General features: G+C 45.2%; 10 protein-coding genes. 6 read left to right on the forward strand and 4 right to left on the reverse strand.

Annotated elements, in window-relative coordinates; all coding sequences use genetic code 11:
- Positions 1 to 108 precede the first annotated feature (108 nt).
- Positions 109 to 603, reverse strand: coding sequence for a hypothetical protein (locus tag ACGHAV_RS11640; protein WP_390380689.1), 495 nt, complete (start codon positions 601 to 603; stop codon positions 109 to 111).
- Positions 604 to 879: 276 nt separating this feature from the next.
- Between ACGHAV_RS11640 and ACGHAV_RS11645 the strand changes: the two genes are divergently transcribed.
- Complete coding sequence (locus ACGHAV_RS11645; protein ID WP_390380692.1) at positions 880 to 1,848, forward strand: integron integrase; 969 nt, start codon at positions 880 to 882, stop codon at positions 1,846 to 1,848.
- 59 nt (positions 1,849 to 1,907) lie between these two features.
- Here ACGHAV_RS11645 and fadA read toward each other — a convergent pair whose 3' ends face one another.
- Together fadA and fadB are read right to left on the reverse strand one after the other, a co-directional pair.
- On the reverse strand, positions 1,908 to 3,071 hold the full coding sequence (gene fadA, locus ACGHAV_RS11650) for an acetyl-CoA C-acyltransferase FadA (protein WP_071816941.1): 1,164 nt from the start codon (positions 3,069 to 3,071) through the stop codon (positions 1,908 to 1,910).
- An 18-nt stretch (positions 3,072 to 3,089) separates the two neighbouring features.
- Positions 3,090 to 5,240 (reverse strand): fatty acid oxidation complex subunit alpha FadB, encoded by a 2,151-nt coding sequence (gene fadB / locus ACGHAV_RS11655; protein WP_390380696.1) that lies wholly within the window; start codon positions 5,238 to 5,240, stop codon positions 3,090 to 3,092.
- Between the two features lie 506 nt (positions 5,241 to 5,746).
- On the opposite strand from fadB, the gene ACGHAV_RS11660 reads away from it, so the two are divergent.
- From ACGHAV_RS11660 to ACGHAV_RS11670, 3 genes are all read left to right on the forward strand, one after another.
- Positions 5,747 to 7,879 carry a transglycosylase SLT domain-containing protein gene (locus ACGHAV_RS11660; RefSeq protein ID WP_390380699.1) on the forward strand — a complete coding sequence of 711 codons (2,133 nt, stop codon included), beginning with the start codon at positions 5,747 to 5,749 and terminating at the stop codon, positions 7,877 to 7,879.
- Between the two features lie 204 nt (positions 7,880 to 8,083).
- A complete protein-coding gene (pepQ, locus tag ACGHAV_RS11665; protein WP_390380702.1) occupies positions 8,084 to 9,403 on the forward strand; it encodes a Xaa-Pro dipeptidase in 1,320 nt (439 codons plus the stop codon).
- Positions 9,404 to 9,555: 152 nt separating this feature from the next.
- Positions 9,556 to 10,272, forward strand: coding sequence for a ZIP family metal transporter (locus tag ACGHAV_RS11670; RefSeq protein WP_390380705.1), 717 nt, complete (start codon positions 9,556 to 9,558; stop codon positions 10,270 to 10,272).
- A gap of 206 nt (positions 10,273 to 10,478) precedes the next feature.
- On the opposite strand, the gene ispB is transcribed toward ACGHAV_RS11670, so the two are convergent.
- On the reverse strand, positions 10,479 to 11,453 hold the full coding sequence (ispB, locus tag ACGHAV_RS11675; RefSeq protein WP_390380708.1) for an octaprenyl diphosphate synthase: 975 nt from the start codon (positions 11,451 to 11,453) through the stop codon (positions 10,479 to 10,481).
- Between the two features lie 668 nt (positions 11,454 to 12,121).
- Here ispB and rplU point away from each other — a divergent pair.
- Both rplU and rpmA read left to right on the forward strand, forming a co-directional pair.
- Positions 12,122 to 12,433 carry a 50S ribosomal protein L21 gene (gene rplU, locus ACGHAV_RS11680; RefSeq protein ID WP_012517169.1) on the forward strand — a complete coding sequence of 104 codons (312 nt, stop codon included), beginning with the start codon at positions 12,122 to 12,124 and terminating at the stop codon, positions 12,431 to 12,433.
- Positions 12,434 to 12,448: 15 nt separating this feature from the next.
- Positions 12,449 to 12,706, forward strand: coding sequence for a 50S ribosomal protein L27 (gene rpmA, locus ACGHAV_RS11685; protein ID WP_012517170.1), 258 nt, complete (start codon positions 12,449 to 12,451; stop codon positions 12,704 to 12,706).
- Positions 12,707 to 12,891: the final 185 nt, after the last annotated feature.

Genomic DNA, 12,891 nt, shown 5'->3' on the forward strand with positions numbered 1-12,891 from the left:
TAACGGCCCGCATAACGGGCAAAAATACGTAGGCTATAATACAGAGCGAAGCGAAGGGAGCCTACGTGTTTTTGTCCCAGCGAGCTTGCGAGCGAGTTTATGCGATTGTTAGGTGTGCTTTACCCTGCTGTAAAAAAGATAAGAGACAATAGGGAAAAACATAATTAGCAAATCTACAGCCAATTTAAAAATTGCGTGAAAATATACATTTCTTTTGTTTTGAAGCCAGTCGTGGTTGGTTGTTTGACTCACTGAGTCATATACAACCGTGTTATAAACAAACGGGCCAAATCGGTTACTCATTTTTAAGTAGCTGAGTTTATATTGTCCGTCTTTTAACTGCACCAAATCCCATAACCAAAAAAAGTGTTCGGGGCATGGTTTCCAATCACAAGCTAACAGTTTGTTAGAGGGTAATTCACCGAACTCTCTGATGTAATCATTGATTTCATTTGCTCTTATTTTCGTTCGCTGAACTTGTAATCTTGTCTCATTTGCAGTTGTCTTGGCCTCTAAAATTAAATTATTAAAGTCCAGCGATGCAAGTAGCAAACCGACAAATAGAAATGGTATTGAAACGACAATCAGCAGTACACGCTTCATTGCACACCTAACAATTTAATCGTCCCCAAAACGGGACGATTTCCCGAACCGGAACGGGGTTTTTGTCCGTTTAAGCTATGTTAAGACTAAACCATAAGTTACCGCAATTACTATTAAATTTCACGTTGGTGTTTTTTGCTCAAAGATTAAAAACACCAAATCGGTGTGCAGGTGAATTTGGGGTATTTCATGCGTTTTTATGCTTAAAAACTGGTGCTATGGTCAGTTATTTGAAAAATATTTTTTAAATAAACTGCTTCTACTTAGGAGCAGACCATGAAATCAACCTTTATCCAAACGCTTTATGATCACATGATGTTGAAGCGTTATGCTAAACGCACTATTCAAACCTACCTTAACTGGATTTCCGACTATATTCGCTTTCATGATTTTCAACATCCCAAAGACTTAGATTCTGTGCATGTTGAAGCGTATCTAACGCATTTATCTACAAAGCGAAAGAACGCACGTTCAACACAGGCTACTGCACTAAATGCTTTGGCATTTTTGTATAACAAGTACCTTGACCAACCGCTACCTGAAGATATGAATTTTGTTGGAAGTGGGCGAGAACGAAAACTGCCTGTAGTGCTTACTCAGCTTGAGATAAAAGCGCTGCTGGGTCGAATACCTACCCATCATTATTTAGCAGCAGCATTGCTATATGGCAGTGGACTTCGGTTAATGGAATGCACGCGTTTGCGAGTGGGCGATATCGACTTCGATTATAAATGCGTGCGTATCTGGTTTGGGAAAGGAGGTAAACATCGCGTGGTGACCTTATCGGAAGCGCTGCTCCCACTGCTAAAAAATCATATCAGTGAAAGTGAAAAACTCCTTGCTAGAGATTTATTGGTGCCGGAGTTTGCTGGTGCTTGGATACCCCATGCGTTAAGAAAGAAATACCAGCAACGCAATAAAACCATTGAATGGCAGTATTTATTTCCTGCAGCAAAGCTAAGTGTAGACCCTGAAAGTAAATTGCTGCGGAGGCATCATATCGACGAGAAGCAAATACAAAGGGCTGTTACGAGGGCTGCAAATGATGCGGGTATTATTAAGCATGTTACGCCACATACCCTAAGGCATTCTTTTGCAACCCATCTTTTACAGTCGGGAGCTGATATAAGAACTGTGCAAGACCAACTTGGTCATGCCGATGTGCGCACTACACAAATATATACGCATATTTTACAGCAAGGCGCGAATGGTGTGGTAAGCCCGCTGTCTAGCCTGGTTTTTTAACATAGGCAGACAACAAAAAAGGGCCCGAAGGCCCTTTTAAAAACTAAGCAGTTAAACGCTTATACACGTTCAAATACGGTAGCAATACCTTGGCCTAAACCAATACACATAGTCGCTAAGCCTAGGCTTACGTCTTGTGATTCCATTAGGTTGATAAGCGTACCCGAGATACGCGAACCAGAACAACCTAGTGGGTGACCAAGTGCAATTGCACCACCGTTAAGGTTGATCTTAGTATCTAGGTGGTCCATCCAACCTAGTTGCTTAATGCACGATAGTGCCTGAGCTGCGAACGCTTCGTTAAACTCAGCAAGCTCAATGTCGTCCATAGTAAGGCCAGCACGCTTAAGGGCTTTTTGTGTAGCTGGCACTGGGCCGTAACCCATAATTGCTGCATCACAACCTGCCACTGCCATCGAGCGAATTTTCGCACGTGGCGTTAGGCCAAGCTCTTTCGCACGGTCTGCTGACATAAGTAGCATAGCCGACGCACCGTCAGACAGCGCAGAAGACGTACCCGCAGTAACCGTACCGTTTACTGGGTCGAACACTGGGCGAAGCGCCGCCATGCTCTCAGCTGTGCTTTCTGGGCGAACTACTTCGTCGTAGTCAATAAGCTTTAATACGCCGTTTGCGTCGTGACCTTCAACAGGCACAATCTCGTTAGCCCAGCGGCCTTCAAGGTGTGCTTTGTGCGCTAGCTGGTGCGAACGTGCGCCAAATGCGTCTTGTTGCTCACGAGTAATACCGTTTTGACGGCCAAGTAGCTCGGCTGTCATACCCATCATGCCCGACGCTTTCGCCGTGTACTTAGCAAGACCAGGGTGGAAGTCGATGTTGTAATTCATCGGTACGTGGCCCATGTGCTCAACACCACCAATCATGTAAATGTCACCACGGCCGCTCATGATGCCGCTTGTTGCATCGTGAAGGGCTTGCATTGATGAACCACATAAACGGTTTACCGTTACCGCGCCAGTTGTGCGTGGAATTTGTGTTAATAGTTGCGCGTTACGTGCAACGTTGAAGCCTTGTTCTTTAGTTTGCTGAACACAGCCCCAAATGATGTCTTCAATTTCCGCTGGGTTTACGCCAGGGTTACGCTCTAGTAGCGCGGTCATTAGTGCTGCAGATAGGTCTTCTGCGCGCACATTTCTGAAAACACCGTTTTTTGAACGACCCATAGGGGTACGTACGCAATCGATTACGACCACTTCTTTCATTAGTTTTTCCTCCGGGTCTTATGCGAAATAGGATTTACCAGCAGCGGCCATTTCACGAACGCCGTCTGAGATCTGATAAATAGGACCAAGTTCAGCGTACTTGTCTGCCATCGCAACAAAGTTCGCCAAGCCAATGGTTTCAATCCAACGGAAAATACCACCGCGGAATGGAGGGAAACCTAAGCCGTAAAGTAGCGCCATATCTGCTTCAGCTGCGCTATCTACAATGCCTTCTTCTAGGCAGCGAATTGCTTCGTTCGCCATAGGGATCATAAGGCGTGCAATAATGTCGTCAGCTTCAAAGTCTGTCTTATCAGCTACGTGTGGTGCCATTAGTGCGTATGCTTCTTCAGCAGGTGTTTTAGACGGCTTACCGCGCTTATCAACACCGTAGTTGTAGAAACCTTTACCGTTCTTCTGACCTAAACGCTCTTCTTTGTAGAACAGTGTTACAGGGTCGTTGTCTAGGCGAGCCATACGCTCTGGAATACCCGCTGCCATCACGTCTGCTGCGTGATCGCCAGTGTCGATACCTACAACGTCCATTAGGTAAGCAGGGCCCATTGGCCAGCCGAAGATTTTTTCCATTACTTTGTCAACTGCAACGAAGTCTGCGCCGTCGATAAGAAGCTTACTGAAGCCCGCAAAGTATGGGAACAATACGCGGTTTACTAAGAACCCTGGGCAGTCGTTAACTACAATTGGGGTTTTGCCCATTTTAAGGGTAGCGGCTACTACTGCATTGATGGTTTCTTCTGACGTTTTTTCGCCACGAATAATTTCAACTAGCGGCATGCGGTGCACTGGGTTGAAGAAGTGCATACCACAGAAGCGCTCTGGCTTGTCTAGGCTTTCAGCTAGCTGGTTGATAGAGATAGTAGAAGTGTTTGAAGTGATGATAGCGTCGTCAGCTACATTGTCTTCTACTTCTTTAAGCACAATACCTTTTACTTTCGGGTTTTCTACAACCGCTTCAATAACCAGGTCTGCATCCTTAAGCGTGCTGTATTCAAGGGTAGGGGTGATAGCGTTAAGTGTTTGCGCCATTTTAGTCGCATCAACTTTACCGCGCTGCATGCCTTTACCAAGAATTTTGGCTGCTTCTGAAAGGCCAAGGTCTAGTGCTCCTTGGTTAATGTCTTTCATGACTACCGGTGTGCCTTTCACAGCGCTTTGGTATGCAATACCGCCACCCATGATGCCTGCACCTAGTACAGCGTTAAGTTTAGATTGCTTGGTTGCCGCTTTCGCTTGCTTCTTACCTTTGCTCTTAACTAGCTGGTCGGCAAGGAAAATACCAATTTGTGCTTTCGCAGCGTCGGTTTTCGCAAGCGCTACAAAGCCTTCGTTTTCAAGCTTAAGTGCGCCGTCACGGTCTAGACCAGCTGCTTTTTGTACTGTCTCAACCATTTTGTGCGGTGCTGGGTAATGTTTACCAGCTTGCGCAAATACCATGGCTTGAGCAGTGCTGAAGCTCATCATAGCTTCGTTTTTGTTTAGCTGTAGTGGGGCTTTCTTAACCGCACGACGAGCTTGCCAGTCAAACTTGCCTTCTGCAGCGTCTCTCACCATTGAAAGTGCGCCTTCAACAAGTGCTTCTGGTGCTACAACTGCGTCAACCGCGCCTTCAGCAAGGGCTTTCGCGCCTTTTCTGTCACGGCCAGTGGTCATCCACTCAAGCGCGTTATCTGCACCAATTAGACGAGGTAAACGAACCGTACCACCAAAACCAGGCATAAGGCCTAGCTTAACTTCTGGTAAACCAATTGAAGCGGTAGTGTCTGCAATACGCATGTCACACGCCAATGCCATTTCACAGCCGCCGCCTAGTGCGAAGCCGTTAACTGCAGCGATGGTAGGGAAAGGTAAGTCTTCGAAGCGGTCGAATACTTGTGAAGTATTGGCAACCCAGTTTAGTACTTCAGCGTCTTCCATGGCGAATAAGCCAGTGAATTCGGTGATATCAGCACCTACAATAAATGTAGATTTTGCGCTGCGTACTACTAAGCCTTTAACGTCGCCTTTGGCTACTAGGGCTTTTGTTGCTTCGTCAAGTTCGCTTACCGTTTGGCGGTCGAACTTGTTTACTGAACCTTGGGCGTCGAATACCAGCTCAGCAAAGCCGTCATCTAACAGGCTGACGGAAAGACTTTTGCCTGTGTATATCATTATCATCTCCTTCGGCATTGGCCAGGATGTTAGTGAATTAATCCAACTAATTTGTAGGGTCGTACTCAAAACACTAACGCGTTAGGGTGGCTAAATTCTTGATGAAGCCACACAGAATTTCAAAGAAAAAATTCAAACAGCTGTTTCAATTTGTCTTAAGGTAGTGGTCGGATGACTTAAATTCAAGAGCAAATAGTGAATATAAGCTTCATTTAGGTTTTGGTGATTGTATAATGAGCGTTATTGACGCAAAGCGCCAATCCAGCATAAAAATATTCAACAATCATCAAAGGCTATGTTTGTAAACCATAGCTAACGACAGCTGGCACAGCATCTTCTTTTGGCATGGAGCCAAGCCGTTAACGGGGCAAGTATTCTATTGCATTGTGCTAAACCGTTAATGAGCAAAGTGTTGCCTACGTGCATCACTAATTTAACAACTCTACTTATCATCGTAATGCCATTACGTGATGGGTTTGAGTTTTGTTCAGGGTAGGAGTTTCATTGTGTCTGGATTTATTTTTACAAAACAGCCTTGGCAGAAAATTAGGTCATGCGCTTACTCAACCACTAATGCGTTAAGAGTATTGCGTTGTGCTATAAGCACATGGCGTGGAGCGTTAAGCGCATGGCGTAGGGCGTTTGTATGCGTATCAGTTTGTCTATTTTCCTCTATTACCGCTTTTGCATCTTCGTCGTTTTCATCCCCAGCGCTTTCATTACCGGCCGACATATACAAAGAAGAGCGTGAGCGCTTTCTTGCCGTTGAGAAAAAGTTGCTTACCTACTCGAAGCGGCGTTTAGACCAGTTAGACAATGAAATTTACGCGTTGGCCGATTACCCCCTTTATCCTTATTTGCTGCGTTTGAAGCTAGATCGCACAATCTCTATTCGCAATAAGCGCGAAGTTGCTCAGTTCTTACAAGACTTCAATGGTCAACCAGTAAGTTACGGCCTGCGCTATAAATGGCTTAACTATTTGGCGTCCCGCGATTATCAAGGCACATTTCTAGACCATTACCGCGAAGGTATGGGGGCCAAGCTTACGTGTACTGCACTTAACTACCGCCTAGAACAAGGCGACAGTGAACAAGACGTGTTGGCCAGAGTAGACGGTCTTTGGCTTCACGGGGAATCACAACCCTACGAATGCGACCCGCTTTTCGCGAAATGGAAAAAAGCAGGAAAAATGACGTCTAACAATGTTATTGGTCGCATTGAAATTGCAGCTAAAGCGGGTAACAGGCGCATTATTCCGTATTTAAAACGCCAGCTACCTATCAATCAGCAATACATAGCCGATGCATGGCTTCAGGTTACAAAAGATACCAGTCGCGTTCGTCAAAGCCGTTTGTTTCCGCTTAAAAACAAGCCTTATGAAGTGAATATTCTGGTATGGTCCATTGAGAAGTTAGCATGGCGAAATCCAGATTTAGCCGCTGAAGTATTTGAAAAATACGATAGCAATGCCTTGTTTAGTAACGCCCAGCAGCACGTTATGCGCCGAGCTATTGCATTAAGCTACACCCTTGACCGACTGCCCCAAGCGCAAGAATGGCTGCAAAAAGCAGATGTTGACGGAGCTAGCGATGACATAAAACTGTGGCACGTGGCGCACTTGTTACGCGTAAAACAGTGGCAGCAAGTTGTAGATGTAATTAACAGTGCACCTTCGCACCTGCAGCAAGAAGAAAACTATCGGTATTGGAAGGCACGAGCGCTAGAAGCATTGGGCCAAACCATGCAGGCTACGGTGTTATACAGTGAACTTGCACAAGAGCGCCATTACTACGGCTTTATGGCCAGTGCACATATTGGGGCCACGCCTAATTTATCGCATGTGCCTGCCCCCAAAAACGCGCAAGCGATGCAAAGTGTTGCCAATACCCCAGCAACAAAGCGCGCTTTAGAGCTTTTCCGGCTACAGCGAAACACCGAAGCGCGCAGAGAATGGTTTTATTTATTGGCAAATTTGCCCGAGTCGAAGGTAACCGATGCAGGCATTTTGGCTTACGAGTGGGGCTTATACGATCAGGCTATTTCAAGTTTCGCCAGAAGTGGTTATTGGAATGACGTTGAGCGCCGTTTTCCACTGGCGTTTAACGATGTTTTTACTGAAAAGGCCGAGGCACACAACATTTCGATATCGCTGGCGATGGCCATTGCGCGTCGCGAGAGCTCTTTTAGAACCGATGCTATCTCATCGGTTGGTGCAACGGGCTTAATGCAGTTAATGCCGGGAACGGCCAAATATGTTGCCCAGCAAAAGGTTACGCGCAGCACGTTATTTAACGCTAACGATAACATTGAGTACGGCGTGCAGTACTTACGCTACTTAATGGATAAGCTAAATAACAACCCTGTATTGGTATCGGCGTCGTATAACGCAGGTTGGCGGAAAGTATTGGAATGGTTACCGCAAAACGAGGCGTTGCCCGTAGATATATGGATTGAAAATATTCCGTATAAGGAAACCAGAGCCTACGTAAAAGCGGTCATGGCTTATCAACATATTTACGACCAGCAGCTTGGCAGTAACGAGAATATATTTCCGCAGTTAACCCAAGACATGATCCCTTCGGCCGAGGCCGTGAGTACGCATCCGGTAACCGGCACGCTACAGCTAGCGCCTAAATAGGCAAAAGCGCTGCGTTAGCACAAAACCGAAAGTGTGGGTTATGGTAAGTGGGAGACATGAAGAGCGTGGTAAAAACGATAAGTTGACACTTTCCCACGTGCAGCTTGTGCTAGGGTGATATAACCCGTTTCATGAGCGTGTTACACTGACAAAAAAAAAACCATCTAACGACGAAAAGTTAATTAAAAAAGAAATAGAGGGGCTATGTCGCAACATCAAGCAACGTACCAACAGCACATCGATGAATTACAAGCGCGTACGCGTGAAGCTTTACAGCGCGAAGGTTTAGACGGGTTAGTAATTCACTCAGGGCAGGGGAAGCGATTATTTTTAGACGATAATCACTACCCATTTAAAGTTAACCCGCAGTTTAAAGCGTGGGTGCCTGTTATAGATAACCCGAATTGCTGGCTGGTGGTAAATGGCGTTGATAAGCCCACATTAATTTTCTATCGCCCTGAAGATTTCTGGCACAAAGTACCGCCAGAGCCAAACGACTTTTGGACCGACAGCTTCGATATAAAGCTGCTTCAGCAGGCTGATGCTGTTGAAAAACTATTGCCATACGACAAACAGCGTTTTGCCTATATTGGCGAATACATTGAGGTCGCTAAAGCGTTGGGTTTTGAAAATGTAAATCCAGACCGCGTATTGCATTACTTGCACTACCAGCGTGCGTACAAAACCGATTACGAATTAAACTGTATGCGTGAAGCAAACAAGCTTGCAGTAGCGGGTCATAAAGCCGCCGAACAAGCATTTCGCGAAGGTAAAAGTGAGTTCGATATTAACCTTGCTTACGCAACAGCATGCAGACAAGGTGATAACGACGTGCCATATACCAGCATTGTTGCACTAAACGAACATGCTGCAATTTTGCATTACATGCAGTGCGACACCGTAGCACCAAGTGAATCTCGCAGTTTCCTTATTGACGCTGGCGCGAACTACAACGGTTATGCCGCAGATATTACGCGCACATACAGTCAGAATTCAGCGCTTTTCAGCGATTTGATAACCGCAGTGGACAAGGTGACATTATCGTTAGTTGACGCGCTAAAGCCAGGTGTTGCTTACCCAGATATTCATAGACTTGCCCATGAAGGTATTGCGCAAATCCTTCACGATGCCGGTATTGTAAACCTAGCGCCTACCGACATTGTTGAAACGGGTATCACACGTACCTTCTTCCCGCATGGCATTGGCCACTTCTTAGGCTTGCAAGTACACGATGTAGGTGGCTTGGTAAATGACGACAGAGGCACACCTAAACCTGCACCAGAGGACCATCCGTTCCTGCGCTGCACACGTGTAGTTGAACCGCGCCAAGTGTTTACCATTGAGCCTGGTTTGTACTTTATTGATAGCTTACTGCGAGATTTAAAAGCAACGCCATCGTCGAAGTACATTAACTGGGATACCATTGATGCGTACAAACCATTTGGTGGTATACGTATTGAAGACAACATTATTGTGCATCGTGATAAGAACGAGAACATGACCCGTGAGTTAAAGCTTGACTAATTTTTAGGTAAGCGTGAATGATGTAAAAGAGCAGCTTAGGCTGCTCTTTTTGGTTACGCGCTTTTAAAAGGTACTGAAATTCACAATACCAATGATGCTGTGTGTAGTAGTCAATAGGAAGATGTAAAAGCAATGATTAGAAAGGAGTTGTTATGCCACAAGGTGACATTGTAGGTTTATTAATAATGGCAATGGTGGCTGGTCTTGCTATGCCCGCAGGCGCTATTTTAGCCACGTATCATGGCATTCAGCCTAAGTGGCTAGAAAAAGAGCTACGGCATGGCATCTTAGCGTTAGGAGCAGGAGCGCTAATCTCGGCGGTGGGACTTGTACTTGTACCTGAAGGCATAAAAGACGTATCGGTATTGGCGGCCATAATGTGCTTTGTTGGCGGTGCCCTAGCTTTTATGGCCCTTGATATTTATTTAGCGAAAAAGAAAACCGCGGGCAGCCAGTTAGCCGCCATGCTCAGTGATTTTGTGCCTGAGTCTATCGCCCTTGGGACTACGGCAGCATTAGGCGGTGGCACAATGTTGTTAGGCCTATTGATTGCGGTTCAAAATCTACCTGAAGGGTTTAATGCCTACAGAGAGATGTTGCCCAAAAACAAACAGCGTAGCAATAAACTCATTATTATCTTTGTTTTGATGGCGCTACTTGGCCCCTTATTCAGTTTGCTAGGCTTTTATTATCTAGCCCAATTCCCAGTAGTTATGAGCGGGATCATGTTGTTTGCAGCAGGTGGTATCCTTTATTCAGTGTTCCAGGATATTGCTCCGCAAATTCGCATGGAAAATCACTGGCTTCCTCCGCTTGGCGGTATTCTTGGCTTCTTATTAGGCCTGATCGGCTTTATGCTTGAAGGGTAGTTTTTAAAAAATGCGCTTAGCCTAAACGTTTGTTTTCATGATGAATCAGCGCAGAGAAAGTGCTCTATTGAAACGGCTTGTCAGAGCTTCTAAAACATTTTGTGTATCGACAAGTTTGAAGCCTACGTTTTAAGTGCTATGCAAGTTTTACCCACCAAAAAAGGCGTGTTGGTTGCAACACGCCTTTTCATACCATCAGTCGGTAATTAGCTCGTACGCTCAACTGAAATATGTGCCAGTGCAATAAGCGCGTCTTTGTATTCAGAGTCTTCTATAGCGTTAAGGCTATCAATGGCCATTTGCACTTCTTTTTGTGCACATTCACGTGTGTAGTCCAAAGCCCCGGTTTCTTCCATAATGCCTTGAATACGCGATAAGTGTGGGAGGCCATTACTTTGTTCAATGGCTTCTTGAATAAGCGCTTTGTCGTCGTCATTTTTTGCGTGCCACATAGCGTAAAGTAATGGCAGAGTAGGTTTACCTTCAGCTAAGTCGTCGCCAGCATTCTTGCCCATTTCTTCGCTGTCAGCCATGTAGTCAAGTATATCGTCGGCTAACTGAAAGGCCGTGCCTAAGTGCTTGCCGTATTCTTGCATAGCGCGTTCAATGTGTTCATTTTGGTCGGTCAAAACAGCGGCTAATTGTGTAGCAGCTTCAAATAAACGGGCGGTTTTACCGTAAATAACGTCAAAGTAGCGTGCCTCAGTGGTGCTAGCGTCATTACAGTTCATTAACTGTAGTACTTCACCTTCGGCAATTTGGTTAGTAGCCTCTGATAGGATTTCCATAACGCGCATGCGCTTAAGGCTTACCATCATCTGAAATGAGCGAGTGTATAGAAAATCGCCGACGAGCACTGACGCTTGATTACCGAATATAGCATTGGCCGTCTCGCGGCCTCTGCGCATGGTCGACTCGTCAACCACGTCGTCGTGAAGAAGCGTAGCGGTATGAATGAATTCTACAATGGCTGCCAAGGTATGATGATCGTTATTGTCTATGCCCATAGCACGCGCACTAAGCACGGTCAGCAATGGGCGCAAGCGCTTACCACCACTGTTTACTATGTAAAAACCAAGCTGATTAATAAGGACAACTTCAGAATCTACTTGCTGTTGAATCAGTTGGTTAACCGCCTGCATGTCATCGTTAGACAGGTCGCGGATTTGATCTATATCCATAGGCATGGCAATAAATACTTACTCGTTACGTCTTAGCAATATTGGGTGCGATTGTACCTTAATCATTCGTACTATCCACCAAATTGTCTTAAAAAATGATAGTCCAACCGCTTTACAGTATGCGGTGGCATCAACAATTATAACAACACGTACAAAAAGCAATGTTATAGCTGCTCTTTTACCATCATATTTTTATATATTCGCAAACATTATTGTAATTATAGGCACTGTTTAGTTTTTTTCTGTTTAAAGCGCCATTTGTCATAATTATTTAAAGTTACGATAGCCAACTTATTGTTAAGTATTGCTTTTGAGTACCAGAAAGCGGTAAACAAAACAAAAATAAGCTGGGTTGATAACAGCATCCGTATTGAGCGGCTTTTGTGTTTTTTATAAACCAACACGCACTCGTCAAATGGGATCTGAACGCGCCAGATCGCAGATCGCAGATGCGAAAGTGTTAGCCGATCGCAAAATTTCCCCAATTTTTTACGCTATTTATCGCTTTAAAAGCTGCATCAAATGGGCAATTCAGGCATAATTCGCCCCATGTTGGAAAAATAATCATTTTTTCTGCGAATCGGGCTTGTGATTTACGGATGTTTCACGTACAATTCGCGCCCTGTTTTTTGAATTGAAGCGTCAGTGGACGCAGAGCGGAGTTAACTATGTACGCGGTTTTCCAAAGTGGCGGTAAACAACACCGTGTGGCCGAAGGCCAAACCGTTCGTCTTGAAAAAATCGAAGTAGCCCCAGGCGAAACGGTTGAATTTGACAAAGTTTTAATGGTAAGCAACGGTGACGACGTAAAAATCGGCACACCAATCGTTGCTGGTGGTAAGGTGACTGCAGAGGTTGTTACACACGGTCGTGGCGATAAAGTAAAAATCGTTAAGTTCCGTCGTCGTAAGCATTCTCGTAAGCAAGCGGGTCACCGTCAGTGGTTCACAGAAGTGAAAATCACTGGTATCAACGCATAATAGGAGCACGAACACATGGCACACAAAAAAGCTGGTGGTAGTACCAAAAACGGTCGTGATTCAGAAAGTAAACGCCTAGGTGTTAAGCGCTTTGGTGGTGAATCTGTTCTTGCTGGTAACATCATTGTTCGTCAACGTGGTACTCGTTTCCACGCTGGTGACAACATGGGTATCGGTAAAGACCACACGTTGTTTGCACTAAAAGACGGTAAAGTTCAGTTCGACGTTAAAGGACCGAAGAACCGTAAGTTTGTAAGCATCGTAGCTGAGTAAGCGCGAAAGCTTCTCGCCGAACAGGCTTAGAAAAACCCCGCGCAAGCGGGGTTTTTTGTTTTATGAAACCTAGAAGGTGTTTTTTTAAGTCAGTCATTGTGCTTAACAAACACCGTAAAACGTTTCTTTCTTTTTGGAACTCGATGCGTGTAGTTACGCGTTTATACCCGATTTGGTGTAAACTT

The organism is Alteromonas sp. MTD1, from assembly GCF_042848195.1.
GTDB lineage: Bacteria > Pseudomonadota > Gammaproteobacteria > Enterobacterales > Alteromonadaceae > Alteromonas.

Coding starts and splice junctions, on each gene's coding strand:
- ispB (WP_390380708.1), bottom strand. CDS start 11,453: ATGGATATAGATCAAATCCGCGACCTGTCTAACGATGACATGCAGGCG.
- ACGHAV_RS11645 (WP_390380692.1), top strand. CDS start 880: ATGAAATCAACCTTTATCCAAACGCTTTATGATCACATGATGTTGAAG.
- ACGHAV_RS11640 (WP_390380689.1), bottom strand. CDS start 603: ATGAAGCGTGTACTGCTGATTGTCGTTTCAATACCATTTCTATTTGTC.
- fadA (WP_071816941.1), bottom strand. CDS start 3,071: ATGAAAGAAGTGGTCGTAATCGATTGCGTACGTACCCCTATGGGTCGT.
- pepQ (WP_390380702.1), top strand. CDS start 8,084: ATGTCGCAACATCAAGCAACGTACCAACAGCACATCGATGAATTACAA.
- rplU (WP_012517169.1), top strand. CDS start 12,122: ATGTACGCGGTTTTCCAAAGTGGCGGTAAACAACACCGTGTGGCCGAA.
- ACGHAV_RS11670 (WP_390380705.1), top strand. CDS start 9,556: ATGCCACAAGGTGACATTGTAGGTTTATTAATAATGGCAATGGTGGCT.
- rpmA (WP_012517170.1), top strand. CDS start 12,449: ATGGCACACAAAAAAGCTGGTGGTAGTACCAAAAACGGTCGTGATTCA.
- fadB (WP_390380696.1), bottom strand. CDS start 5,240: ATGATATACACAGGCAAAAGTCTTTCCGTCAGCCTGTTAGATGACGGC.